This window comes from Streptacidiphilus sp. EB103A, assembly GCF_041261405.1.
GTDB lineage: Bacteria > Actinomycetota > Actinomycetes > Streptomycetales > Streptomycetaceae > Streptacidiphilus.
In genome coordinates this window covers 212,771-236,375 of record NZ_JBGCAQ010000001.1, presented here as the reverse complement: position 1 = coordinate 236,375, position 23,605 = coordinate 212,771, and the positions used below count along the sequence as shown (strand labels likewise).

Annotated in this window: 23 protein-coding genes and 1 pseudogene; 15 read left to right on the top strand and 9 right to left on the bottom strand. The window is 71.4% G+C overall.

What is annotated here, in order from left to right; translation table 11 throughout:
• Nucleotide 1 precedes the first annotated feature (1 nt).
• Genes mctP through tcuB form a run of 3 tightly spaced genes read left to right on the top strand, consistent with a single transcriptional unit; the run spans nt 2 to nt 4,131 of the window.
• Nucleotides 2-1,609, top strand: coding sequence for a monocarboxylate uptake permease MctP (mctP, locus tag ABH941_RS01070; RefSeq protein WP_370126587.1), 1,608 nt, complete (start codon nt 2-4; stop codon nt 1,607-1,609).
• Nucleotides 1,606-3,018, top strand: a complete 1,413-nt coding sequence (gene tcuA / locus ABH941_RS01065) for an FAD-dependent tricarballylate dehydrogenase TcuA (RefSeq protein ID WP_370126586.1) — start codon at nt 1,606-1,608, stop codon at nt 3,016-3,018. The genes mctP and tcuA overlap by 4 nt, the downstream gene beginning before the upstream one ends.
• Nucleotides 3,019-3,027: 9 nt before the next feature.
• Nucleotides 3,028-4,131 (top strand): tricarballylate utilization 4Fe-4S protein TcuB, encoded by a 1,104-nt coding sequence (gene tcuB, locus ABH941_RS01060; RefSeq protein WP_370126585.1) that lies wholly within the window; start codon nt 3,028-3,030, stop codon nt 4,129-4,131.
• A gap of 182 nt (nt 4,132-4,313) precedes the next feature.
• Here the strand turns inward: tcuB and ABH941_RS01055 are convergent, their stop codons facing one another.
• A complete protein-coding gene (locus tag ABH941_RS01055) occupies nt 4,314-5,474 on the bottom strand; it encodes an RNA-guided endonuclease InsQ/TnpB family protein (protein ID WP_370126584.1) in 1,161 nt (386 codons plus the stop codon).
• 22 nt (nt 5,475-5,496) lie between these two features.
• Here ABH941_RS01055 and tnpA point away from each other — a divergent pair.
• The 5 genes and pseudogenes from tnpA to ABH941_RS01030 all read left to right on the top strand — a co-directional run.
• Nucleotides 5,497-5,761 (top strand): annotated as a pseudogene (tnpA, locus tag ABH941_RS01050) (IS200/IS605 family transposase); the annotation flags it as partial.
• Nucleotides 5,756-6,652: an FtsX-like permease family protein gene (locus tag ABH941_RS01045; protein ID WP_370127057.1), complete on the top strand. Its 897-nt coding sequence runs from the start codon at nt 5,756-5,758 to the stop codon at nt 6,650-6,652. The pseudogene tnpA and the gene ABH941_RS01045, both read left to right, overlap by 6 nt.
• A 59-nt stretch (nt 6,653-6,711) precedes the next feature.
• Nucleotides 6,712-7,638 carry a LysR family transcriptional regulator gene (locus ABH941_RS01040; RefSeq protein WP_370126583.1) on the top strand — a complete coding sequence of 309 codons (927 nt, stop codon included), beginning with the start codon at nt 6,712-6,714 and terminating at the stop codon, nt 7,636-7,638.
• 47 nt (nt 7,639-7,685) lie between these two features.
• Entirely contained in the window at nt 7,686-8,279 is a 594-nt protein-coding gene (locus ABH941_RS01035; RefSeq protein WP_370126582.1) for a hypothetical protein, read from the top strand.
• Between the two features lie 390 nt (nt 8,280-8,669).
• The gene (locus ABH941_RS01030; protein WP_370126581.1) at nt 8,670-10,169 is read left to right on the top strand and encodes a glycosyltransferase family 39 protein; all 1,500 of its coding nucleotides are present in this window, start codon (nt 8,670-8,672) and stop codon (nt 10,167-10,169) included.
• 36 nt (nt 10,170-10,205) lie between these two features.
• Here the strand turns inward: ABH941_RS01030 and ABH941_RS01025 are convergent, their stop codons facing one another.
• The 3 genes from ABH941_RS01025 to ABH941_RS01015 all read right to left on the bottom strand — a co-directional run bounded on the left by ABH941_RS01025 (nt 10,206) and on the right by ABH941_RS01015 (nt 12,885).
• Nucleotides 10,206-11,780, bottom strand: a complete 1,575-nt coding sequence (locus tag ABH941_RS01025; protein WP_370126580.1) for a Na+/H+ antiporter — start codon at nt 11,778-11,780, stop codon at nt 10,206-10,208.
• A 127-nt stretch (nt 11,781-11,907) separates the two neighbouring features.
• Nucleotides 11,908-12,186, bottom strand: a complete 279-nt coding sequence (locus ABH941_RS01020; protein WP_370126579.1) for a hypothetical protein — start codon at nt 12,184-12,186, stop codon at nt 11,908-11,910.
• 51 nt (nt 12,187-12,237) lie between these two features.
• The gene (locus ABH941_RS01015) at nt 12,238-12,885 is read right to left on the bottom strand and encodes a phosphatase PAP2 family protein (protein WP_370126578.1); all 648 of its coding nucleotides are present in this window, start codon (nt 12,883-12,885) and stop codon (nt 12,238-12,240) included.
• Nucleotides 12,886-13,009: 124 nt separating this feature from the next.
• Between ABH941_RS01015 and ABH941_RS01010 the strand changes: the two genes are divergently transcribed.
• The 5 genes from ABH941_RS01010 to ABH941_RS00990 all read left to right on the top strand — a co-directional run bounded on the left by ABH941_RS01010 (nt 13,010) and on the right by ABH941_RS00990 (nt 16,461).
• Complete coding sequence (locus ABH941_RS01010; RefSeq protein WP_370126577.1) at nt 13,010-13,444, top strand: BlaI/MecI/CopY family transcriptional regulator; 435 nt, start codon at nt 13,010-13,012, stop codon at nt 13,442-13,444.
• The gene (locus ABH941_RS01005; RefSeq protein WP_370126576.1) at nt 13,441-14,214 is read left to right on the top strand and encodes a COG4280 domain-containing protein; all 774 of its coding nucleotides are present in this window, start codon (nt 13,441-13,443) and stop codon (nt 14,212-14,214) included. The genes ABH941_RS01010 and ABH941_RS01005 overlap by 4 nt, the downstream gene beginning before the upstream one ends.
• A complete protein-coding gene (locus ABH941_RS01000) occupies nt 14,211-14,420 on the top strand; it encodes a hypothetical protein (RefSeq protein WP_370126575.1) in 210 nt (69 codons plus the stop codon). Before ABH941_RS01005 ends, ABH941_RS01000 begins: the two co-directional genes overlap by 4 nt.
• Before the next feature lie 95 nt (nt 14,421-14,515).
• Nucleotides 14,516-15,508, top strand: coding sequence for an SPFH domain-containing protein (locus ABH941_RS00995; RefSeq protein ID WP_133998663.1), 993 nt, complete (start codon nt 14,516-14,518; stop codon nt 15,506-15,508).
• Nucleotides 15,505-16,461, top strand: a complete 957-nt coding sequence (locus ABH941_RS00990) for a hypothetical protein (RefSeq protein ID WP_370126574.1) — start codon at nt 15,505-15,507, stop codon at nt 16,459-16,461. The genes ABH941_RS00995 and ABH941_RS00990 overlap by 4 nt, the downstream gene beginning before the upstream one ends.
• Nucleotides 16,462-16,491: 30 nt before the next feature.
• On the opposite strand, the gene ABH941_RS00985 is transcribed toward ABH941_RS00990, so the two are convergent.
• The 4 genes from ABH941_RS00985 to ABH941_RS00970 all read right to left on the bottom strand — a co-directional run bounded on the left by ABH941_RS00985 (nt 16,492) and on the right by ABH941_RS00970 (nt 21,421).
• Nucleotides 16,492-16,956: a helix-turn-helix transcriptional regulator gene (locus ABH941_RS00985; RefSeq protein WP_370126573.1), complete on the bottom strand. Its 465-nt coding sequence runs from the start codon at nt 16,954-16,956 to the stop codon at nt 16,492-16,494.
• 44 nt (nt 16,957-17,000) lie between these two features.
• Complete coding sequence (locus tag ABH941_RS00980) at nt 17,001-17,411, bottom strand: VOC family protein (protein ID WP_370126572.1); 411 nt, start codon at nt 17,409-17,411, stop codon at nt 17,001-17,003.
• Nucleotides 17,412-17,562: 151 nt separating this feature from the next.
• Nucleotides 17,563-18,918: a ricin-type beta-trefoil lectin domain protein gene (locus ABH941_RS00975; RefSeq protein WP_370126571.1), complete on the bottom strand. Its 1,356-nt coding sequence runs from the start codon at nt 18,916-18,918 to the stop codon at nt 17,563-17,565.
• A 994-nt stretch (nt 18,919-19,912) separates the two neighbouring features.
• A complete protein-coding gene (locus ABH941_RS00970; RefSeq protein ID WP_370126570.1) occupies nt 19,913-21,421 on the bottom strand; it encodes an MFS transporter in 1,509 nt (502 codons plus the stop codon).
• Between the two features lie 159 nt (nt 21,422-21,580).
• On the opposite strand from ABH941_RS00970, the gene ABH941_RS00965 reads away from it, so the two are divergent.
• On the top strand, nt 21,581-22,252 hold the full coding sequence (locus ABH941_RS00965; protein WP_370126569.1) for a TetR/AcrR family transcriptional regulator: 672 nt from the start codon (nt 21,581-21,583) through the stop codon (nt 22,250-22,252).
• A 22-nt stretch (nt 22,253-22,274) separates the two neighbouring features.
• Here the strand turns inward: ABH941_RS00965 and ABH941_RS00960 are convergent, their stop codons facing one another.
• On the bottom strand, nt 22,275-22,682 hold the full coding sequence (locus ABH941_RS00960; protein ID WP_370126568.1) for a DUF5997 family protein: 408 nt from the start codon (nt 22,680-22,682) through the stop codon (nt 22,275-22,277).
• 58 nt (nt 22,683-22,740) lie between these two features.
• On the opposite strand from ABH941_RS00960, the gene ABH941_RS00955 reads away from it, so the two are divergent.
• Nucleotides 22,741-23,553, top strand: coding sequence for a LysR family substrate-binding domain-containing protein (locus ABH941_RS00955; RefSeq protein WP_370126567.1), 813 nt, complete (start codon nt 22,741-22,743; stop codon nt 23,551-23,553).
• Nucleotides 23,554-23,605: the final 52 nt, after the last annotated feature.

Below are 23,605 nucleotides of genomic sequence, written 5' to 3'. Positions count from 1 at the left end.
CATGCACGTCCACGGCACCGAACTCGCCATCACGGTCATCCTGTTCGCACTCGTCAGCGCCATGGGCTTTGTGGCCACCCGCTGGCGCCGGGCGGCCCACCTCAACTCGCTCGACGAGTGGGCCCTGGCCGGCCGCGGGTTCCGCAGCTGGATCAGCTGGTTCGTCATGGGCGGCGACCTCTACACCGCGTACACCTATGTGGCGGTACCGGCCCTGCTGTTCGGCTCCGGCGCCATCGGCTTCTACGCCCTGCCGTACGTCGCGATGGAGTACCCGCTGGTCTTCCTGCTCATGATCCGGCTGTGGTCGGTGTGCAAGACGCACGGCTATGTCACGCCGGCGGACTTCGTCCGGGGCCGCTTCGGCTCACCCACGCTCGCGCTCGCGGTCGCCGTCACCGGCATCGTCGCCACCATGCCCTACATCGCCCTCAACCTGCTGGGCATCCAGGCGGTGTTCACCACCATCGGCGTCACCGGGCACTGGCCGCTGATCATCGCCTTCGCCGTACTCGCGGCCTTCACCTACCGGTCCGGGGTGCGCGCACCCGCGCTGATCGCGTTCGTCAAGGACATCCTCGTCTATGTGGTGATCGGGGTCGCGATCTTCTACATCCCGATCAGACTGGGCGGTTGGACGCATATCTTCGACGCCTACAACGCCCACTTCAAGGCCGCCCCGCCGCACACCGCGACCCTGCTCACCCACGCCAACCAACTGCAGTACGTGACGCTGGCGCTCGGCTCGGCCTTCGCCATCTTCCTCTACCCGCACTCCGTCACCGGCGTGCTCACCACCAAGAACCGCTCGGTGGTCAAGCGGACCCTGGCCGGGCTGCCGATCTACAGCTTCGTCCTCGGCCTGATCGCCCTGTTCGGGGTGATGGCGATCGCCGCCGGAACCAAACCGCTGAAGGGGGCCAACGGGAAGGCGGACACCAACACCGTGGTGCCCAACATGTTCGAGCACATCTTCCCGCACTGGTTCACCGGACTGGCGTTCGCGATGATCGTGATCGGCGCGCTCGTCCCGGCCGCCTTCATGTCGATCGCGGCGGCCAACCTCTTCACCCGCAACATCTACAAGGAGTACCTGCGGCGCAACGCCTCGGAACGGGAGGAGACCGAGGTCAGCAAGATCGTCTCACTGGTCGTCAAAGCCGGTGCGCTGCTGTTCATCCTGCTCATCGACCCGCAGTTCTCGATCGACCTGCAACTGCTCGGCGGGGCGATCATCCTGCAGACGCTGCCCTCGGTGTTCGTCGGCCTCTACACCTCCTGGCTGCACCGTGGGGCGCTGATCGCGGGCTGGCTGGCCGGCATCACCACCAGCGTCTGGACCTTCTACCTGACGCCCAACGTCGCTCTCAAGCAACCGCACTGGGGCGGCACCGCGTTCGCGCTCAGCCACCTCGGCCTGCACACCCCGATCCTGCTCTACATCGGGTTCATCGGGGTGGTGGTCAACCTGGTCGTCGCCTTCGCCGGCACGGCCCTGCTCAAGGCGTTCAAGGTCAGGGACGGCATCGACCGCACCGCGCCACCGGACTACTTCACCGATGTCCCGGACCAGCGGCAACCAGTCGTCTCCCCGGACCTCGTCGCGTGAGCGCAAGCACGGACAGCGGCGCCCGCTGGGACGTGGTGGTCATCGGCGGCGGCAACGCCGGTCTGGTCGCCGCGCTCTCCGCTCGCCGGCACGTGCCCCGGGTACTCGTCCTGGAGCGCGCGCCGGCGGCGATGCGCGGCGGCAACACCCGCCACACCCGCAACATCCGCTGTGTGCACGAGAGCGCGGACGCCTACAACTCCGGCGCCTACCCCTTCGACGAGCTCTGGCGGGACCTGTGCGGGGTCGGCACCGGACCGAGCAACGAGAAGCTCGCCGAACTCACGGTGCGCGAGTCCGAGACCGTCCCGCAGTGGATGAGCGACCACGGCATCCGCTGGCAGCCGCCGCTGGCGGGGACCCTGCACCTGGGCCGCACCAACCGCTTCTTCCTCGGCGGCGGGAAGGCCCTGGTCAACTCCTACCACCGGACCGCGGCCCGGACGGGGATCACCGTCGCCTACGACACCACGGTCGAGGACCTGCGGATCGAGGACGACCGCTGCACGGCAGTGATCACCGGGAGCGGCGAGATCCGCGCCCGGGCGGTGGTGTGCGCCAGCGGTGGCTTCGAGGCCAACATCGCGTGGCTGCGCCGGTACTGGGGCGCGGCGGCCGACAACTACGTCATCCGAGGCTCCCGCGACAACGACGGCCGGGTGCTCGCCGCGCTGTACGCGCACGGGGCCGACCGCGCCGGGGAGGAGCGGGGCTTCCACGCGGTCGCCGTCGACGCCCGCTCCCCGCGCTTCGACGGCGGCATCGCCACCCGCCTGGACTCCATCCCCTTCGGCATCGTCCTCAACCGGGACGGGCGCAGGTTCTACGACGAGGGCGAGGAGATCTGGCCCAAGCGCTACGCGATCTGGGGACGCAACATCGCCGGGCAGCCCGGCCAGATCGCCTACTCACTGTGGGACGCGAAGGTCCGGCGGCTGTTCCTGCCACCCATGTACGGGCCGGTCCGGGCCGACACCGTCGCGGAACTCGCCGGGCGCCTCGGGCTCGACCAACGGTCCGTCACCGAGTCGGTCAGCGCATTCAACCGGGCGGTCACGCCCGGCGGGACCTTCGATCCCACGCTGCTCGACGGCTGCGCCACCCGGGGCATCAGCCCGCCCAAGAGCAACTGGGCCCAACCACTGGACACCCCGCCCTACTTCGGGATCGCCATGCGCCCCGGCATCACCTTCACCTACATGGGAGTCGCAGTCACCGACCGGGGCCGGGTGCTGCGCACGGACGGCACGGTCTTCGCCAATGTCCTCGCGGCCGGCGAGATCATGTCCGGGAACATCCTGTCGACCGGCTATCTCGCCGGATTCGGCCTCACCATCGGCAGCGTATGGGGACGCATCGCCGGGACGGAGGCCGCACGGCAAGCCCTCGAATCCGACGACCCCTGGTGAAGGAGACCCATGACGGACGCTCAGGAGACACCCGCCGATCCCTTCGGCCTCTTCGCCGAGGCCGAACGTCAGCTGAACATCTGCAACTCCTGCCGCTACTGCGAGGGTTACTGCGCCGTCTTTCCCGCGCTGGAGCGCCGTACCGTGCTCGGGACCGGGGACATCACCCAGTTGGCGAACCTCTGCCACGACTGCCGTGCCTGCTTCCACGCCTGCATGTACGCGCCCCCGCACGAGTTCGCGGTCAACCCGCCGGAGATCCTCACCCATGTCCGGCGGGCCGGCTACCAGAGTTACGTCACGGCCAGCCTCCTGCCGGCCCGACTCCGCGGCCGGAACCCGCTGGTGACCGCAGCCGTGCTGGTCACCGCGGCGCTGCTGCTGCTTGTCACCGTCGGCGGATCCGTCAACGCCCTGGGCCGCCACGACGGCCCCTACCGGGTCATCGCCTATCCGGCCCTGCTGACGACGGCACTGCTGCCCGCCGCCTGGAGCGTCACCGTCATTCTCCGTGCCGCCGCGCGCTACTGGCGCGACATCCACGGCCCGCTGCGGCACCTCGCCGCACCGGCCGCGCTCGGCCGAGCGCTCGGCCAGGCGGCTCGGCTCAGTTATCTGCGCGGCGGCGGCGAGAACTGCTACCAGGCCGGTGATGATCCGTCACCGGCCCGACGTCGATGGCACCATGCCGTGTCCTACGGCTTCGCGGCATGCTTCGCCTCCACCGTGTCGGCAGCGGTGCTGCAGGACGTGCTGGGATCCCCGCCGCCGTACCCGCTGCTGTCCGTTCCCGTGCTGCTGGGCACGGTCGGCGGCGCAGGCATGATGGCCGGATGCTCCGGCCTCGCCGTCCTGAAGCGACGCGGCGACACTACAGCGACTGTCGGCGACTACAGCCTGCTGATCGGGCTCGGACTGCTCGCCGCCACCGGCATGCTCACCCTGCTGCTGCGCAGCACTCCGGCCTACGGCACGGCCCTGGTCGTGCATCTGGCCACGATCGTGGTCTGCTTCGGCGTCGCCCCGTACAGCACCTTCGTCCATGGCGTCTACCGCTTCCTGGCCCTGGTCCAGGACAACCTGGAACAGGTCGACGGCAACTCTAGATACTGAGTGTATACATGCGGTATCTATACCCTGCGTACGGTGGCGGCATGAGTGTTCCGCTGACCCTGCCGGGTCTGCTCGACGGTGAGCCGAGCCATGGATACGACGTCAACTTGACCCGGCCCTGCAGGACCGGGCTTGGAGGTAGGGCGCGGCTGGCTGTCACGTGGCCTCCTCCGTCTAAGCACCTATGCCGGTGCTGGGACGCGTGACTCACGCCCCGCTGTCCACACGGCCTCGCCCTTGCGGGCGATGTTGTAGGACGCGTTGGTGTCCGCGTGCAGCATGGTCCCGCAGGACCTGCATGCGAACCTCGCCTGGTCGACGCGGTTCTTCCGGTCGACGTGGTGGCACTGGGAGCATTCCTGGCTGGTGTACGCCGGATCGACGTACACAAGCGGGACGCCGGCGCGCCTGGCCTTGTAGGCGATGTACTGGCCGAGCTGGTGGAAGCCCCACGAGTGGAGTTGGGTCCGCTGTCCCTTTCGGAGCCGTACCCGGTCGCGGATACCCGTCAGATCTTCCAGGGCGATACCGTGGCCGGTGCGTTCAGCGGTGGTGACAATGGTCTTGGCGATAACGTGGTTGACGTCGGCGGTGTGGCGGGCCTCGGTGCGCGAGCGCTTCTTCAACAGGCGCTTGGCGGACTTCGTCCCCTTGGCCTGGAGCTTCCTGCGCAGGTCGGCCTGCCGCTTGCGGTGCCGGTTCAGGCCCCGTCCGCCAGCCCGGTAGCCGGTGCTGGTGGTGGCGATGTTGACGATGCCCAGGTCCACACCGACGAATCCGACGGGGTTCTCGTTGACGGGGTTCTCGGGCACCTCGCAGGTGGCGATCAGGTAGAAGGCGCCGTCGCGCTCCACCAGGTCCGACTCGCCCCTGCGATGCTCGCGCAGCCGCTTGAGCGCACCCCGGGAGCCGGTGAAGCGCACGCTCTTGAGTCGTCCGGCGGTGGTCCAGATCGACACCGTCCCCGCGTCGTACTGCCAGGACAGACACCGCTCGTCATACGGCTGCGCGGCCTGGGGACGAAACGTGATCGGCTTCGACTCCGCCCTGACCCTGCGTCTGGACCCCGGCCTGCCGAGGTTGCCCGCGCGGATGTTCGCCCGCAGGGCGGTGTAGGCGTCGCGGACCTTCTTGATGGTGTGCTGTGCGGCCTGTGCTCCCAGCCCGCGTACCTTCAACTCGGTGTAGGTGTGCTTACGCAGCTCGTACTCGCGCGGGACTCCGTGCTCGAACGCCACGGCGGAGACCCAGCAGGCTGCCTCGTTGACCGTGCGCAGGGTGGCGTGCAGCGCGGCCGCCTGGTCGGCATCCGGCAACAGCTTCACCCGCACCACGAGCTTCACACGGCCACCGTAGCAGTGATCTATGTCACCACATCGGGAGTCAAACCCGGGTATCCGTAGAGGTCGAACGACTGTCTCTACCCTGCATGCCCACTTGGTCTTCACCCCCAGGTACCGGCGGACCGTTCACCGACGAGATACATCAACGCTGCGAAGAGGTCATGTGCGCCGAATTCGAGACCGAACTGGTCGAATTCAACGGCGAGAAGGACCATATGCAGCTGCTCGTGCACTATCCGCCCAAGGTCGCCCTGTCCCAGCTGGGCGGCTCGCTCAAGGGTGTGTCCGACTCCGGGTCCGCCGGATCGCTGGCCCGGGTACTGCACGCCGACTTCGCCACCGGGAACTGCAAAGGCAGCAGACCGCCGACATTGCTCGGACGGCTGCGCTCCTTCCCAGGAGTCTCCGTCGTACCCATCTACTCGTACGCGACCGGTGGCGCTGCCGGCGGCCTGGTCGCCGCCTGCGCCGACCTGGCGGCGCTGAGCGCGATCGGGCAGTGCGCGCCGGGTGCGCAGGACGTCAAGGCGGACTTCGGAGCGCTGTACATCGACGACCTGCTGTCCCTGGAGCGGCAGTTGCCGCTGGTCACCACCGCGAGCACCACCGGCTCTATCGACCTCTCGACGCTGGACCTGCAGACCGTCCTGGTCAGGGTGGACAACACCGGCACGCTCGAACAGATCCGCACCCTGCTCTCGACCTACTCCTCGGCCAACGGCGTGACCCAGCCTCCGCAGACCTTCGGCGAGGTCGGCGACGCCCGCGCGTCCCTGCTCAAGGCGGCCGAACGGGTCATCGAGGTCCTGGTCGGCCTGACCGTGCTGGTCGCCGGCTGCAGCCTGGCCGTGTCCGTCGGCGGGAGCCTGGTGGAGCGCAGACGGCCGTTCACCCTGCTGCGGCTGAGCGGGACACCGACACCGACGCTGTACCGGGTGGTGGTCCTGGAGTCGATGCTGCCGCTGCTCACCGCGACCGTGGTGGCCGCCGTAATCGGCTTCGGCACCTCGCTGCCGCTGGTGCTGGCGGTGGTCCCGCAGCGCGCCCACCTCGCCCCGCCGGACGGCACCTACTTCGCCCTGATGGGCGCGGGGCTGCTCGCCTCGGTGGCCGCGATCCTGACCGCCCTGCCCCTGCTCGGCCGGATGACCGCCCCTTCGAACGCGCAGTTCGAGTAACGGCGACCTTCAGCGTGCCGGTGACCTGACCGGTCACCCACCGGACATAGCATCACCATGTGGAACTCCGTCAGCTGCGCTACTTCGCGGCGGTCGCCGAAGAGCTGAACTTCGGGCGGGCCGCCGGGAAGCTGCTCATCGCCGGGCCGTCACTGTCCCAGCAGATCAAGTCGCTGGAGCAGGACCTGGGAGTGCGACTGTTCGACCGCGACCGCCGTTCGGTCCGGCTGACGTCGGACGGCGCGGCCCTGCTGCCGCTGGCCCGGGACCTGCTGGAGCGGGCCGACGGCCTGCGGCGCCGGGCCGCCGAGCTGTCGGGTTCCGAGCCGGTCCGGCTCGGCTTCGTCAACTGGCTCCCGCCCGACCTGTCCTCGCGCCTGCTCGGCGTCGCCCAGCTGCATGTCGACCCCTGGGTGGCGCCCTCGCACGCGCAGGCGGCCCGGGTCGCGGACGGCAGTCTGGACCTGGCGGTGTGCTGGGTGCGCGAGGAGGACCTGGAGCGGCACGGCCTGCGGGCCCGGCTGATCGGCGCGGACCGGCTGCACTGCGTCGCCAACGGCGACGACACCGGCCCGGTCCCGGCCCGGAACACGGCCGTGCTCGTCGACGACGACACCGTCTCCTGGTCGTCCTGGAACGCCTACGCCGAGCAGTTGGCCCACGCCACCGGGGCCCGGGTGGTGCGCATCGGCGACGGCGGGATCACCGGCTCCGCCTTCTTCGACCACGTCCGCCGCTGCCGACGGCCCGTCATCAACTCGCCCAAAGGGCAGACCACTCCGCTGCCGCCGGACCTGGTCCGGCGCCCGGTGACCGACCCGCAGCCGTACTGGACCTGGTCCCTGGTCCTGCGCGGCGACGAGTCCCGTTCCGCCGTGCTCGCCGCCGCCGACGCCCTCACCGCCGGAGTCGGCGTCGGCGACCTCGGGCTGCACGAACCCGGGGCCTGGCTGCCCGACTTCGACCCGCACCGGCGCCGCCAGTAGCGTCCGGCGTCGTGCCTCAGCTGGTGCACCACCAGAGGAACTGACTCTTGCAACTGGCCGAGGCCGACGGCTTGGGACTGGCCGAGGGCGAGGTGGAAGCGGACGCGGAGGTCGTGGACGCCGGGGCGGTCGGCGAGGGCGTGGTGGGCGAGCTGTCCACCGTCCGTGAGGTCGGGGTCGAGGTCGATCCGGCCGTGTGCGAGGACGACGCCTTCGACGAGGTGGTCGCGCTGGGGCTCGCCGAGGCCGAGGCCGTGGCGGAGTGGCCGGCCGAGGCGCTGTGCGAGGACGAGGTGCCGGCTGCGGCGCCACCGGTGTCCGCACCGCTGCCCGAAGCCGAGGCCTGCGGGTCGGAACTGCCCGCGACGGGCGCGCTCGTGGAGCCCGCCGAGGCCGGGGCGGTGCTGTTGTCGGTGGTGAGCGCGAGCAGCCCGAGACCGGCGACGGCCAGCACGCCGGCGGTGCTCAGCGCCATCACCCTGGTGCCGCGGGAGCGGTTGCGCCGACGCCCGCGTCGGGGCGCTGTGGCGCGCAGCGGCACTGGTGCGAGGCCGTCGGCGGCTGAGGGTTCGCCGTACAGAGCGACCGCCGTGGGCTCCCGGATCACCAGCTCCGCCGTGGGGCGGTCGCCCGTCGGCTGATCACCCCCGGGCCGGACGCCCGCGGACGGGTCCGCCGCGGCCTGTTCGCTGGGGGCCTGCTCGGTGGCGGCTGCCTCCGGGGCCAACTCCTCCGCGGGGCGGCCGCATCCTGGACAGTTCAACGCACCGTTGAGCCGGCGCCGACAGGTCGAGCAGTAGTTCATGGGGTCTTCCGGGCAGGGTGCTGGGCCCACGGCCCAGAGGGTATTCCCGCAGCCTAGAGTGATGAGGACATGATCGAACAGGTGACTGGTGTGTGATTAATGCGGAGAATCGGTGTCGGGCCCGATGTCGGTCCCCGTGTCGACCGCATGCCATCCTCCTGACCGGCCCCGGTTCCGGGCCGTTCAAGGTCTGTCCGGACCACGGCGCGCATGCCACACTCGCGCCATGGCGGCCGTGCAACTCCCACGGGTTGCCTGGCGCCGCGTCCTGCCTGTGCTGGCCGTTCTGGCCGCACTGCTGGAGGCCACCGCCGGGCGCTACGGATACCACCGCGACGAGCTGTACTTCCTGGTGGCGAGCCATCATCTGGCATGGGGCTACGCCGACCAGCCGCCGCTGGTGCCGGTGCTGATCCGGCTGGAGACCGCCGTCCTGGGCGACTCGGTCCGGGCCCTGCGCACCCTGCCGCTGCTGCTGGCGCTGTGCACGGCGCTGCTCGCGGCGCTCTGCGCCAGGGAGTTGGCCGGGCTGGACGAACCGCGCAGCCGCCGCGCCCAGCTGCTGGCCGCGCTGGCCACCGCGGCCTCCGCGATGGCACTGGTGGGCGGCCATCTCTTCGTCACCTCCGGAGTGGACCTGTGCGTCTGGGCGCTGCTGCTCTGGCTGGTGCTGCGCTGGCTGCGCACCCGCGACGACCGGCTCTGGCTGCTCGCCGGACTCGCCGCCGGGGCCGGACTGCTCGTCAACAACCTGGTGGCGCTGCTGGCCTTCGCGCTGGTGCTGAGCGCGGCTGCGGTCGGGCCGAGGGCGGTGTTCCGCAGTCCGCTGCTGTACGCGGGGGCCGTGATCGCGCTGCTGCTCTGGGCGCCCGACCTGATCTGGCAGTGGCGGCACCACTGGCCGCAGCTGACGATGGCCCGGCGGATCTCGTCCAACTCGCAGCGGGTGCAACTGCTTCCCTTTCAGTTCGAGGCGTCCTTCCCGCTGCTGTGGATCGCCGGCTGGTGGGCGCTGAGCCGCCGTCAGGAGTTCACCGGGTACCGGATGCTGGCGGTGGGCTATCCGGTGACGCTGGTCCTGGTGCTGCTCACCGGCGGCAAGCCCTACTACGCGACCGGCTGGGCCCCACTGCTGCTGAGCGCGGGGTCGGTGGCCACGGTGGACTGGCTGTGGCGGGCGGACCGGGCGCGCACCGCGCGGCACACCGGCGCGGTGCTGCTCGCGGCGGTGCTGGGCGTGGTGTTCTCGCTGGTGGAGGTGGTCGCCGCACTCCCGGTGCTGCCGGTCTCGGCCTACCACGTCGTCCAGCCCCTGAACGGCGAGAACGGCGAGACGGTCGGCTGGCCCGAACTGACCGCCACCGTCGCCGGGGTGTACCGCGCGCTGCCCTCGGCCGCAGACCGCTCCAGCGCCATCCTGATCGCCGAGAACTACGGCGAGGCCGGGGCCCTGGACCACTACGGCCGCCCGCTCGGCCTGCCCGCCCCGTACGCCGACCACAACGGCTACGCCGACTTCGGCACCCCCTCGGGCGACGGCCCCTCGATCCTGGTCGGCTTCGATCCGGCCGACCTGACCGGCTACTGGGGCAGTTGCGCCCCGGCCGCCCGGATCGACAACGGCCGCGGGCTCGACAACCAGGAGCAGCACAAGCAGGTCCTGGTCTGCCGGAACCGGCTGCTGCCCTGGCGGGTCCTCTGGAAGCGGCTGCTGCACTACTCCTGATGCCGCACTACTCCTGACAGCCGCTCGGTACGAAGCTCATGGGCCCTCGGCGAGGGCCGACTCCTCCCGGTCCAGGTCGTACTGGAGGTGACGCCGGGTGGTGTCGCTGATCTCGTGCTGCTCGTACAGCCGGCGGAGCTCGCCGCCCTGCAGGGCTATCACCTCGCGGCGGATCTGCCGGTAGGCCGCGAGCACCGAACCGCCGCCCTGGCCATGGCCCTGCCCCTGCTCGCCGGGCTCCTGCTGATCGTGCTGGAGCCGGGCGTCCAGCGCTCGGCGGGCCTGTTCCAGGGCGGCGGTGGGGGCGGCGTCGAGGTCGGCGAGCTGGTCCAGGTGCTCCAGGCCGACGCCTGCCAGCCGGCGCCGGGTGCGGGCCTCCTCGCGGGCCGTGTGCTCGGGCTCCAGGGCGATGCCGGAGCGGTTGACCAGCGGCGCCAGGCTCAGCCCCTGCGCCACCAGGGTGGTCACCACCACGGCGGTGGTCAGCACCAGCACCAGGGAGCGTCCCGGCAGTGCGGTGCCGTCGGCGGCGACCAGCGGGATCGACAGCGCGGCGGCCAGCGGCATCACCCCCCGGGTCCCGGCCCAGGTGACCACGGCCGCCACCCGCCAGGACGCGGCGCCGCCGACGGGTTTGACCACTGAGGTCAGCGGCAGCATCCAGAGGATCCGCAGGCCGATCAGCAGCGCGGCGACGGCCAGCGCCTGCAGCGGCCACCAGCTGGTGCCGCCGGGCAGGTCCCGTACCAGCGTGGGCAGTTCCAGACCGACGATCGCGAAGACCACGCTCTCCAGCAGGAAGACCACGACCCCGTACACGGCCTGCAGCTGGAGCCGGATCCTGGCGTCGCTCAGCTTGTACCCCGAGCGTCCCAACACGACGCCGGCGACGACCACGGCAGTCACTCCGGAGGTGTGCACGCCCTCGGCCAGCACATAGGCGGTGTAGGGGGTGACCAGGGCGATCACCGTCTCCAGCACCGGGTCCGCGGTCCGGCGCCGGACCACCGCCACCCCGGCCGCGACGGCGGCGCCCACCGCGCTCCCGCCACCGGCCAGCAGCAGGAACTCACCCCCGGCGTGCGGCCAGTCCACCGCTGTGCCGGCGACCGCCACCCCGATGGCGACCTTGAACAGCACCAGCGAGGTCGCGTCGTTGAACAGGCTCTCGGCCTGCACCAGCACCTGCACCCGGCCCGGCAGCGCCAGCCGACGCCCCAGCGCGGTGACCGCCACCGGATCGGTGCTGGCCAGCACCGACCCCAGCACGAACGCCATCGGCACCGGCAGCCCGGTCACCGCGATCGCCAGCACGCCGACCGCCGCCGCGGAGGCCAGCACCAGGCCCAGCGCCAGCACCGTCACCGGCCGCCAGACCAGCCGCAGGTCGCGCATCGACAGATCCTCGGCCGAGGCGTACAGCAGCGGCGGCAGCACGACCAGGGCGATGGTCTGCGGAGCGATGTGCAGCGGCGGGGTGCCGGGGATCAGGGCCACCCCCAGCCCGGCCAGGACCAGCAGCGAGGGGGCGGGAATGCGCAGGCGGCGCGCACCCGTGGCCACGACGGTCGCCAGGACCACCAGGACGAGGATCGTGCCCACTGCGCGCATTTCGGGAACTCCGGCTCACCACCGGGGCCACCGCGGCGGAACGCGCGGTCCATCCCCGGGCCGACCAGACTTCCCGGCACACCGCTGCCAGCCTATCGTCCCCGTCCGACTCGCTCCCCTGCCTTCGTCAACCGAAGCTGGTCAGCAGGACCACCACCAGGGCGAGCAGCCCACCACCGACGATCAGCGCGAACGGCAGCACGACCAGCGCCAGCACCGAGAGCTGGGCGGCCCGGACCGCGAACGCCCGGGCGCCGCGCGGGGCGGGCGCGGCCGAGGAGGCGGGCGCGGCCGGCTGCCGGGGTCCGCGGTCGCGTCCCGCGGCGCGGCGGGATCCGCCCGCGGCGCGGGTGCCGGTGGCGCGGGTGCCTGTGGAGCCGCTTCGGTTGCTGGATATGTCGGGCATGGCCTTGCTCCGGGGTCAGCGGTCGGGTGACGAGAGGTCCCGTGTCGTGGGTCAGCGGGCCGCGTGGGCGGCCCGCCGTGACGCGGTGAGCACCGATTCCAACGCGCCGGTACGCAATCGCGCAACCACCGGCAGGCCGATCCGGCCCAGCAGCAGGCTCGCGACGAAGGCCACCGGCAGGGCCAGGACGGCTGCGGCGACCACGTCATGGGGGTAGTGGGCCCCGACGTAGACCCGGGTGAACCCCTCCAGCACGGCGAAACCGGCGGCGATCGCGCTCAGCCGCCGGTCGAGCAGGAACAGCGCGGCCACGGTGGCGGCGGCCGTGGTCTCGTGCCCGCTGGGGAAGGCGTAGTCGGTGCGCACCGGGCAGGCGGCCACGTAGTAGTCGTGCGGCAGCGAGTAGCACGGCCGCACCTCGGCGACCAGCTTCTTGACGACCTCGGCCACCGCGAACGCCGCCACCACGCACACCGGCGCGGCCAACGCGAGGGTCATCGCCCGGGCGTCCCGTCGGCGGGCCTGCCACCAGCCGACGGCCATCAGCACCGCGAACACGCCCAGGCCGGCGTTGGTCCAGAGCTCGACCGGACTGTTGAGCCACTTGGTGTCCCGGGCGAAACCGGTGACCGAGCCGAACAGCGAGCCGTCGATGTGCGAACCGTCGAACGCCAGCAGCACCGGGGAAGCAGTGGTCATGGAATCTGGTCTCTCGCTGTCGGTCGGAGCGGTGCGCGGCGGCGGGCAGCGTGACACACTCAGCTTCTACGAACTCGTAGAAGTTCTTGTGGACTGTAGACGATGAACGGCAGGGAACCAACTGGTGAACAGCGGAGACGATACCGGGACCGCAGGCGAGCGCAGACGCCTGGGGGCGCTGGAGGCCGAGGTCCTCGACCTGCTGCTGGCGTCCCGGGAGCCGCTCATCCCCGGCGAGGTGCTGCGGCGGCTCGACGACACCCTGGCGTACTCGACGGTGGTGACCGTGCTCTCCCGGATGCACGACAAGGGGCTGCTGACGCGCGGCAAGCGCGGTCGGGCCTACGCCTACGCACCGGTCGCCGACAGCCACGGGCTGACCGCCCGTCGGATGCGCCGGGAGCTGGAGTCCGATCCGGACCGGGCGGCCGTGCTGTCCCGCTTCGTCGAGTCGCTGTCGGCCGGCGACGAGGCGCTGCTGCGCCGCCTGCTGGCCGGCGAACTGGCCGGCGAACCGTCCGGCAACCCCTCCGACGTTCCTCCTGGGAGCACCGCGTGAACGCCTGGATCCTCTTCCTGACGGTCTTCCTCGCCTGTGCGGTCGAGGCCGTGGAAGCGCTGACCATCGTCCTCGCGGCCGGCACCAGCCGGCACTGGGGCTCCGCGCTGCAGGGCACCGGCGCCGCCCTGCTGGTGCTCGCCGCCACGGTGGCCGCGCTGGGCCCGGCGATCGGGCTGATCCCGCTCGATCCGCTGCGCCTGGTGGTCGGTGCGTTCCTGCTGGTCTTCGGCCTGCAGTGGCTGCGCAAGGCGATCCTGCGCGCCTCCGGCCACAAGGCCCTGCACGACGAGGAGGCCGCCTACGCCAAGCAGGTCGCCGCCGCAACCGCCGCAGCCACCGACAGCCGCGGCATCGTCCAGGACTGGTACGCCTTCACCCTGTCCTTCAAGGGCGTCCTGCTCGAAGGACTCGAAGTCGCCTTCATCGTCGTCACCTTCGGCAACAACCAGCGCGACGTCCCGGTGGCCGCCCTCGGCGCCCTGGCCGCCGCCCTGGCCGTCGCCGCGGTCGGCGTCGCCGTGCGGGCGCCGCTGGCCAGGGTCCCGGAGAACACCATGAAGTTCGTGGTCGGCACCATGCTCACCGCCTTCGGCCTGTTCTGGTCGACCGAGGGGGCGGGCGCGCACTGGCCCGGGTCCGACACCGCGCTGCTGGTCCTGGTCCCGGCCGTGGCCCTGCTGGCCCTCGGCTACACCGCCCTGCTGCGCCGCCCCGAGACCCCCGAACGGCCGCTCCCCCGAACTCAGGCCGAAGGAATCGTCCGATGAACAGGCTCCGCGCGTTCGGCGCGTTCTGGTACGACTTCCTGGTCGGCGACGACTGGCGGGTCGCCCTCGGTGTGGTGGTCTCGCTGGCCGCCTGCGCCGGCCTGGTCCAGGCCGGGGTGGACGCCTGGTGGCTGCTGCCGGTCGCCGTCGCGGTCCTGTTGGGACTGTCGCTGCGCCGGGCCGTGGCCGCCGCGCGCAAGGGCTGAGCCGTCTCCCCGTTCTGTCCCACCAGCCCATTTAGTCACCTTGACGATAACTGGGTTCCTCGATATCGTCTACCTGACGACAAGGGGGGCCTGTCATGGCCGACATCAACAAGCGCTTCGGACTGCGACACCTGCGCGCCGCACCCACCTCGCACATCCGCCACCTGCGCCGCGGCCAGATCGCCCACGAGGGTGCCGGGATCGCCTTCTGGTTCCGGCCGCTGGTCGCCGCGCTCTCCGAAGTGCCGGTCGACGACCGCGAGTTGGCCATGCTGTTCCACGGCCGCACCGCCGACTTCCAGGACGTGACCGTGCAGGCCACGGTCACCTTCCGGATCACCGACCCGGCAGCCGCCGCCACCCGGCTCGACTTCGGCATCGACCCGGACACCGGGGTGTGGCGCGCCGCGCCGCTGGAGCAGATCGGCTCGCTGCTCACCGAGACCGCCCAGCAGCACGCCCTGCACCTGCTCGCCCGCACCGCACTGGCCGAGGCGCTGGTCGACGGCGTCGCCTCGGTACGGGCCCGGATGGCCGAGGGCCTGGCCGCCGAGCCCCGGCTGGCCGAGACCGGTCTTGAGGTCATCGCGGTACGGGTGGTCGCGCTGCGGCCCGAGCCCGAGGTGGAGCGGGCCCTGCGCACCCCCGCCCGCGAGCAGATCCAGCAGGAGGCGGACCGGGCGACCTTTGAGCGCCGCGCCGTCGCCGTCGAGAACGAGCGCGCCATCTCCGAGAACGAGCTGGAGAGCAGGATCGAACTCGCCCGCCGCGAGGAGCAGTTGGTCGCCCAGCAGGGCGCCAACGCCCGCCGCCTGGCCGAGGAGGAGTCCGCCGCGGCGGCCGTCCGCACCGAGTCCGAGGCAGCCCGGCGAACCACCCTGGCCACCGCGGAGGCCGAGGCGGTACGGACCATCGGCGCCGCCACCGCCGCCGCCGAGGCGGACCGGCTCGGCGCGCACCAGCAGGTCGACCCGGCTGTGCTGCACGCGCTGGCGCTGATCGAGCTGGCCGGGAACCTGCCCAAGGTGAACCAACTGACGCTCACCCCGGACCTGCTGACCGATCTTCTGGGCAGGCTGGCGCGATGAGCCTGGCCCCGCGCGCCGTCCTGGTCCACCGTCGCACCGAGTACCAGGAGTTGATCGACCGTCACAGCACGCGTGGCCAGGCCGAGTTCTTCCTGCACACCCGGGGCCGGGAGATCGGCGAGGTCGAGCGGCGGCACCACCTGGCCGAGGCCGCCCTGGCCCAGGTCGCCGGGGCGGTCCCGGCGGACTGGCGGCACGCCCGGGTGGAGCGCACGGACCTGTCCCGCTTCCTGTTCGCGCCCGACGACGTGGTGGTCGTCGTCGGCCAGGACGGCCTGGTCGCCAACGCCGCCAAGTACCTCGAAGGACAGCCGGTGCTGGGCATCGACGCCGAACCCGGCCGCAACCCCGGCGTCCTGGTCCGGCACCGGGCCTCCGACGCCGCCAAGCTGCTGCGGGCAGCCGTCGAACCAGGGGTCGAGGCGCGGCTGGACCAGCGCACCATGGTGGAGGCGGTCGCCGACGACACCCAGCGGCTGCTGGCCCTCAACGAGATCTACCTGGGCCAGCCCGGACACCAGACCGCCCGCTACCGCCTCCAGCTCCCGACCGGGGCCGGCGACGCGCCCGAGCCGCAAGCCGTGTCGCAAGCCGAGTCGCAAGCCGAGTCGCAAGCCGAGTCGCAGGCCAGCTCCGGCGTCCTGGTCGGCACCGGCACCGGGGCCACCGGCTGGTGCCGCTCCGCCTGGCTGGAGCGGCACAGCACGCTCCGGCTGCCCGCGCCGGACGGGCCGGAGCTGGCCTGGTTCGTCCGCGAGGCCTGGCCCTCGCCCACCACCGGCACCGACCGGGTCCAGGGCCTGCTCGGCGCGGACCAGCGGCTCTCCCTCACCGTCGAGTCCGACCGCCTGGTCGCCTTCGGCGACGGCATCGAGGCCGACGCCCTGGAGCTGACCTGGGGCCAGGTCGTCCAGGTCGGCGTCGCCGCGACCCGGCTGCGGCTGCTCGGCTGAGTCCGGCGCCAGGCCGCCACGGTTCCTGCGTCACGCCGGTTGCAGCTCGGCGACCGGTGCCTCCCGGTTCCTGACCGGCCGAGTCACCTGCTTCGCCAGGCACGACGGCATCCCCGCCGTAACGCCCGCCTCGCGGCGCTGGTAGGCGCTGGGCGGCACGCCTACCAGTTCGGTGAAGCGGGTGCTGAAGGTGCCCAGCGACGAGCAGCCCACCGCGAAGCAGACCGCGGTGACGCTGAGGTCGCCACGGCGCAGCAGCGCCATCGCGCGCTCGATGCGACGCGTCATCAGATAGGCGTACGGTGGCTCGCCGTACGCCAGCCGGAACTGGCGGCTGAGGTGCCCGGCCGACATGTGCACGCCCCGGGCGAGCGCCTCGACGTCCAGCGGCTCCGCGTACTCGCGGTCGATCCGGTCACGGACCCGGCGCAGCCGCGCGAGATCGCTCAGTCGCTGGGCTTCGGCACGTGCGTGCGCCCATCCGGGACGGCACATGGGACTACTCCCTTCCTCGATCTTCCTCGATGTCCGCGAGCACCTCAGCGAAGCTCCTGGATACGGACCAGGTTGCCCGCCGGATCGCGGAAGGCGCAGTCGCGGATGCCGTACGGCTGCTCGGTCGGCTCCTGGACCACCTCGGCGTCACCGGCCTGCACCTTCTCGAACGTGCCGTCGAGGTCCCGGGTGGCCAGCAGAATCCAGCCGTAGGTGCCCTTGGCCATCATCTCGGCGATGGTGCGGCGCTCGTCCTCGGTGATCCCCGGGTCGACGGCCGGCGGCGCCAGCAGGATGGAGGTGCTGGGCTGGCCCACGGGGCCGACCGTGATCCAGCGCATCTTGCCCTGCCCGACGTCACTGCGGACCTCGAAGCCGAGGACGTCGCGGTAGAAGGCGACGGACTCGTCCGGGTCGTCGTGCGGGAGGACGCTGGTGTGAATGGTGATATCCATGCCTGTCACGTTAGCTTCGGCCCGGCGCCGGCACTTCTCGATTCCTGACCGGTTCGGCCAAACGGTCCCGGCCTGCACCCCCGGTTGACGGGGGCGCAGGCCGGGACGGTTCCGGTTCCTTCAAGACCTGACGGTCACAGCTGTCGTACCGTCAGGACGGACCCGTCCACTGCTGGTTGGCGCCGCCGGTGCAGTCCCAGATCTCCGCCTGGGTGCCCGCCGTGGTGGACCAGCCGGTGTCGTCCAGGCACTTGTTGGACTGCGGGTTGTAGAAGGACCCGTTGGACTCGTGCACCCAGACCTGGGCCCCGGTGTTGTTGCAGTCGTAGAGGTCCACGACCGTGCCGTTCGCCGTGCCGCCTCCGTTGATGTCCAGGCACTTCCCGAGGACGTGCAGGGTGGTGCCGGCCTGGACGTAGGTCCACTGCTGCGCGGCGCTGCCGTTGCAGGTGTAGACCTGGACCGGGTTGAAGTTGGCGGTGCTGGCGGAACGGTCGTCCAGGCACAGGCCGCCGTAGCCGGTGATCGCGCTGCCGGTCGTGCCGCCGCCCCCGCTGCTGCCGGTGGTCGTGTAGGCCGCGACGTAGCCGACGCTCATGGTCGCGCCGGAGCTGGTGGAGGAGGTCGGAGTGGTGCAGTTGCAGACGCCGTTGGGGAATCCGCCGCCGATGGCCAGGTCGAAGATGATCGACAGGTTGTGGTCGAAGGCCGCCTGCCAGGTGCTGGCGCCGACCTGACTCTCACTCACGCTGAAGTACTGGTTCCCGTCGAGGTACCAGGTGATGGTCTCGGCCGAGGTGTTGGTGCGGTCGAGGATCATCGAGTAGGTGTGGTACCCGGTCTGGCAGCCGGAGCATGCGCGCAGCCCGCTGCCGATCCCGTTGCCCTCGTTGCAGACGCCGCCGGGGTAGGTGCCGCAGTGGATCGTTCCGGCCACCTGGGACAGGGCGTTGACGTCCTCCATGATGTCGATCTCGCCGTTCTCGGGCCACTGGCCCGGGCCCAGCATCCAGAACGCGGGCCAGTAGCCGAGGCCGCTGCCCGGGTTCGGCTGCTGGATCGAAGCGGTGACCTCCAGCTTGCCCCCGGCCGGTGCGCCGACGTTGGCGCTCGGCGTCTGGATCCGTCCCGAGGTCCAGCTGCCGCCGTTGTTGATCGCGGTGATGTCCAGGTGACCGCTGCCGTCGAGGTGCACGTTGCTGGTCGAGTTGGTCATCGTCTCGATCTCGCCGGTCCCGAAGTTCGACCCGGGGCCGGTGTCGTAGATCCAGTTCGAGGACGACGGCGCGCTGCCGGACGCACCGGCGAAGCTGTCACTGAACACCGTCGACCAACCCGACGGCGGCCCCGGCACGGTGACCGCGTTGGCCGTACCGGGAAAGGTCATGTACGCCGCGACCAGCGCGACCGACGCCAGCAGCACCCCGGCGCGGGTCCGGCGCAGGAACCGCAGGAGAGAGAGCCCGCGCCGTGGGGGGCGCGGGGTTCGTGCATGTGTACCGGTCATCTACGACTCCCAAGAGTGCGCCGCGAACTGCCGTGTGGGGACGGGAGTTCCAGCACGGTTCCGAAACAGGGACGGCAGGACGTGCCGTCGTGAGAGCGCTCTCACATTAGATCTGAGGGAACTATCGACCTTGGCATGGACACGAGTCAATGCCTGCGTCACAGATTGGTCTAAACAACGGTGGCGGGAGGTGGGGGCGTGGGTGGGTGCGGGCGTACTGCGGGTGGCCGGGAGCGGGACGGCGCCGTGGGCGGCGGGGCAGGTCGGCGACCGAGCCCCCTTCCTGCGGCCGTCGAACCGGTGCGCGATTGCTCCCGATGGCTCGCCGTACTCCTCCGTGGGGCACGCCGGTCGATCCCGGGCTGGGGTGGCTCGCTCCGCTCGCGGCAACTACGAGGAGCGGGGCGGGTGGTGGGCGTGCGTTGCCGGGTGCGGGTGCGGGGGTGGTAGCAGAAACGTTCCTGCCGGTGTGACCTGCATGAACCGGGGTCACTTTTGGGACGCCGGGTCACTTTCGGTACGCCAACATCGGGGCGAATCAGGCATATCGGCATGATCAAGTGACACCTTGTCCCGAAGGTGACCCCAGTTCCCCCCATTGCCAGGGTTTTTGGGTCACTGGCCCTACTTTGGGGTCACTCAAATTCGGGCATATACGACATAGCGGACAGGATCTGTCGGACGAGTGACCCGAACGTATAGCCAGTGACCCGAAAACCCCGCGCCACCGGCTGCAGAATCGTTTCGCCACCCGCCCGGCCGGGAGGGCACCGCCCGCCGCCCGGCAACGCACGCCCGCCGCCCTCCCCGCTCCTCGTGGTTGCCGCGAGCGGAGCGAGCCACCCCAGCCCGCAACGGCGGAACGCGCCCCACGGAAGTGACGGGCAGTCACCGGGAGCAAGCGCGCACGCCGAGGCCTCCACCGGTCGGGGGCTCGGTCGCACCACGGAGGGCACGTACAGCAGACCGGTCAGTCGTCATACCCGACCGGGCGTCAGCGCACCGGCTGCGTGACGTCGGAGCCGGCGGCAGCGGACCGACCCTTGGCGTCCCCGTCGGCCGTGGGCCTTGCGCGGCCGGGGAGGAAGGAGGCGACGGCGAGGGCGAAGAGGGCTGCGCCGCTGCCGACGGCCATGACGGTGCGGAAGCCGGTGAGGGTGGGGACGGCGAAGCCGTGGAAGCGGACGGTCATGTGGGCGAGGATCACGCCCGCGACGGCGCTGGCGACGGAGGTGCCGAAGGCGCGCATCAGGCTGTTGAGGCTGTTGGCGGCGGCCGTCTCGCTCGGCGGCACGGCGGACATGATGAGGGACGGCATGGCCGCGTAGGCCAGCCCGATCCCGGCTGCGACCACGGCGGAGACCAGGATGAGCTGCCAGACCGCCGACGTCAGCGCGATGCCGATGCCGTAGCCGGTGGCGATCACCACGGCGCCGGCCATCAGCGTCGTCTTCGGGCCGGCGGTGGCCGTGATGCGTGCGGACAGCGGCGCCACCGCCATCATCACCAGCCCGGACGGGCCCAGGCACAGCCCGGCGACCAGGACGGTCTGGCCCAGGCCGTAGCCGGTGGCCCGGGGCAGCTCCAGCAGTTGCGGCAGTACCAGCGACATGGCGAACATAGCGAAGCCGAAGACCACAGACGCGAGGTTGGTCAGCAGCACCTGGCGGCGCGCCGCGGTGCGCAGGTCCACCAGCGGCTGTGTGCTGCGCAGTTCCCAGCGGGCCCAGACCAGCAGGACGACCACCGCGGCGGCGAAGAGTCCGCCGGTCCTGGCGCTGCCCCAGCCCCAGTCGGCGCCCTTCGATATCGCCAGCAGCAGGCACAGCAGCCCGGCCGAGAGTCCGACCGCGCCCGGCAGGTCGAAGCGTCCGCCGCTGCGCACCGGGGACTCCGGCACGAAGGTCAGCACGAGTGCGGCGACGACGACGCCGAGACCGGCCGCCGTCCAGAAGAGCGTGTGCCAGTCCGCGTGTTCGGCGATGAAGGCGGCGGCGGGCAGACCCAGGGCGCCGCCCACGCCCATCGAGGCGCTCATCAGGGCGACTGCGGCGCCGAGCCGCTCCGACGGGAGTTCGTCGCGCATGATGCTGATGCCCAGCGGGACGACGCCCAGTGAGATCCCCTGCAGCGTACGGCCGGTCACCATCGGCGCCAGGGTGCTGCTGGCACCGGAGATGAGCGAGCCGGTGATCAGCAGGCCGATGCTGATCAGCAGCATCCGGCGCTTGCCGTACATGTCCCCCAGTCGGCCGAGGACCGGCGTCGCGACGGCGCCCGCGAGCAGCGGGGCGGTGAGCACCCATTCGGCACCCGAAGCCGAGGCGTGCAGCAGCGTCGGGAGTTCGGTGACGAGCGGGATCACCAGGGTCTGCATCAGCGAGGCGACGATCCCGCCGAAGGCCAGCACGCCGACGACGACGGCCACGCGTGTCGAGCGGGCGGCATCCGGCCCGGCGTCAGGCCTCACTGCGGGTTCGGGAGAAGCGGACGGAACAGGCATGCGGACAACGCCTCCGGCATAAGGGCTGCGAGTCGGTCGGCGTCATGATGGCATATTTTATGTACGGCGTACACTAAATTGAGGCAGAACGGTGCGGGATAGCCTGCTCCCGGCCGCCCGGACACAACGGACACGCGGCGGACGAAGGGAAGCTCGCGGATGGCACCGGCAGCAGCACAGGAGAGCGGCCGCGGCAGGGGTCGGCCGGCGCGGCTGTCCGCCGAGCAGATCACCCTGGCGACCGTGGAGCTGCTGCGGCAGGAGCCGAACGCCGCCGTGACCGTCAAGCGCGTCGCCGATGCCGTCGGTGCGGCGCCGATGGCGCTGTACCGGTACTTTCCGGACCGCGAGGCCCTGCTCCAGGCGGCGGCGGACCATGTGGTGGCCACCATGGCGCGGATCACGCTCGACGACGGCCCCTGGCAGCAGCGGCTGAGCACCTGGATGCGCGCCGCGCACGAACGGCTGCTGCCCTATCCGCAGTTGCTGCCCTACATGGTCTCCACCCAACAGCCCGCCTGGCTGCCCATGCTCCTGCGCTGCTCGGAGCTGCTGGCCCCGCTGGAACTCGATGAGGACGACCTCGCCCTGGCCGCGGTGCTGATCGGTTCGTCCATGATCGGCCATGCCGTGTACGAGAGCCGGCGGCGGTCCGCCGAGCAGACCACCGCCGTGCTGTACCAGGCACTGGAGGGCCGTCCCCCCGCCGAGCGGGACGCCGTCCGGCCGCTGGTCGACGGCCTCCCGGCCGCCTATGCGCGGCTGCACGACACCGTCCTCGGCCAGACCATCGCCACCGTCGAGGCCCTCGCCCGGCGCCGAGAGAGCTGATCAGACCTGGTAAAAGGCCTGATCAGGCCCGGTCGCGCTGCTTCGCCGCCTCCTGCTTGTGCTTCTCCTTGATCCGCACCGTCTCCTTGCGGACCTCGGCCTGAGTGGCACGCTCGCGCTGCAGCCAGTCCGGGGCGGCGGCCTTCAGCTCGTCGATCTGCTCGGTGGTGAGCGCCTCGGTGACGCCGCCGCGGGCGAGCCCGGAGATGGAGACGCCGAGCTTGTCCGCGACCACCGGACGGGGGTGCGGACCGTTGCGGCGCAGGTCCGCGAGCCACTGCGGCGGATCGGCCTGCAGGGCGTTGAGCTCGTCACGGGAGACGACCCCCTCCTGGAATTCCGCAGGAGTGGCCTGGAGGTGGACACCCAGTTTCTTCGCCGCGGTCGCGGGCTTCATCGTCTGAGGGGTCTTCGGCTTGAGCGTCGTCATGGGGTCAAGAGTAACCAGCGCGCGGGCCCGCCCAGGTCACGGCCGGTAGCCTGGCCCCGTGACAGACACCCAGGCGATCTCCCCGTTCCGGCTCGTATTCGTTCCAGGGGTGACCCCCACCAAGTGGGTGAAGGTCTGGAACGAGCGGATGCCGCAGGTCCCGCTCACGCTGTTGGCGCTCGCCGCGGCGGAGGGGGGCCCGAGCCTGCAGCAGGGCGGAGCCGACGCCGGGCTGGTACGGCTCCCGGTCGACCGGACCGTCCTGAGTGCCATCCCGCTCTACACCGAGACCACGGTCGTCGTGCTCCCCAAGGAGCACCGGCTGGCCGAGGCCGCCGAGCTGACCGTCGGCGACCTGGCCGAGGAGATCGTGCTGCACCCCCTGGACGACGTCCTGGAGTGGGAGCAGCGCCCCGGGGTGCCCGCGAGGGAGCGCCCGGCCACGACGGCGGACGCCGTCCAGCTGGCGGCCGCGGGGATCGGGGTCCTGGTCGTCCCGCAGTCGCTCGCCCGGCTGCACCATCGCAAGGACCTGACCTACCGCCCGGTGACGGACGCGCCCCAGTCGCAGGTGGCGCTGGCCTGGCCGGAGGACCGGACGACCGACCTGGTGGAGGAGTTCATCGGGATCGTCCGCGGCCGGACGGTCAACAGCTCACGCGGTCGCGCCGAGACGCCCCCGCAGCCGAAGAAGCAGCGCGCCAAGGCGGGCGAGAAGACCGGCCAGAAGGCGGGCGACAAGCGCCAGCCGAAGGGCGCGGCGGCCAGGACCGGCGCCGGCGGTGCCGCTGGCGGACGGGCCCGCAGCGGCTCGGGCAAGGCCGGCAAGCCCAAGCCCGGCAAGCGCGGCAAGCCGCAGCGCCGCTCCTGAACCCGGGGCGGAACCCCGGCGTAGGACCTTGTGCATACCCGACTCACAAGGA

Coding starts and splice junctions, on each gene's coding strand:
- ABH941_RS00990 (WP_370126574.1), top strand. CDS start 15,505: ATGAGCCTGGCCCCGCGCGCCGTCCTGGTCCACCGTCGCACCGAGTAC.
- mctP (WP_370126587.1), top strand. CDS start 2: ATGCACGTCCACGGCACCGAACTCGCCATCACGGTCATCCTGTTCGCA.
- ABH941_RS00970 (WP_370126570.1), bottom strand. CDS start 21,421: ATGCCTGTTCCGTCCGCTTCTCCCGAACCCGCAGTGAGGCCTGACGCC.
- ABH941_RS01020 (WP_370126579.1), bottom strand. CDS start 12,186: ATGCCCGACATATCCAGCAACCGAAGCGGCTCCACAGGCACCCGCGCC.
- ABH941_RS00995 (WP_133998663.1), top strand. CDS start 14,516: ATGGCCGACATCAACAAGCGCTTCGGACTGCGACACCTGCGCGCCGCA.
- ABH941_RS01030 (WP_370126581.1), top strand. CDS start 8,670: ATGGCGGCCGTGCAACTCCCACGGGTTGCCTGGCGCCGCGTCCTGCCT.
- tcuB (WP_370126585.1), top strand. CDS start 3,028: ATGACGGACGCTCAGGAGACACCCGCCGATCCCTTCGGCCTCTTCGCC.
- ABH941_RS00980 (WP_370126572.1), bottom strand. CDS start 17,411: ATGGATATCACCATTCACACCAGCGTCCTCCCGCACGACGACCCGGAC.
- ABH941_RS01015 (WP_370126578.1), bottom strand. CDS start 12,885: ATGACCACTGCTTCCCCGGTGCTGCTGGCGTTCGACGGTTCGCACATC.
- ABH941_RS00965 (WP_370126569.1), top strand. CDS start 21,581: ATGGCACCGGCAGCAGCACAGGAGAGCGGCCGCGGCAGGGGTCGGCCG.
- ABH941_RS01025 (WP_370126580.1), bottom strand. CDS start 11,780: ATGCGCGCAGTGGGCACGATCCTCGTCCTGGTGGTCCTGGCGACCGTC.
- ABH941_RS01000 (WP_370126575.1), top strand. CDS start 14,211: ATGAACAGGCTCCGCGCGTTCGGCGCGTTCTGGTACGACTTCCTGGTC.
- ABH941_RS00985 (WP_370126573.1), bottom strand. CDS start 16,956: ATGTGCCGTCCCGGATGGGCGCACGCACGTGCCGAAGCCCAGCGACTG.
- ABH941_RS00960 (WP_370126568.1), bottom strand. CDS start 22,682: ATGACGACGCTCAAGCCGAAGACCCCTCAGACGATGAAGCCCGCGACC.
- ABH941_RS00975 (WP_370126571.1), bottom strand. CDS start 18,918: ATGACCGGTACACATGCACGAACCCCGCGCCCCCCACGGCGCGGGCTC.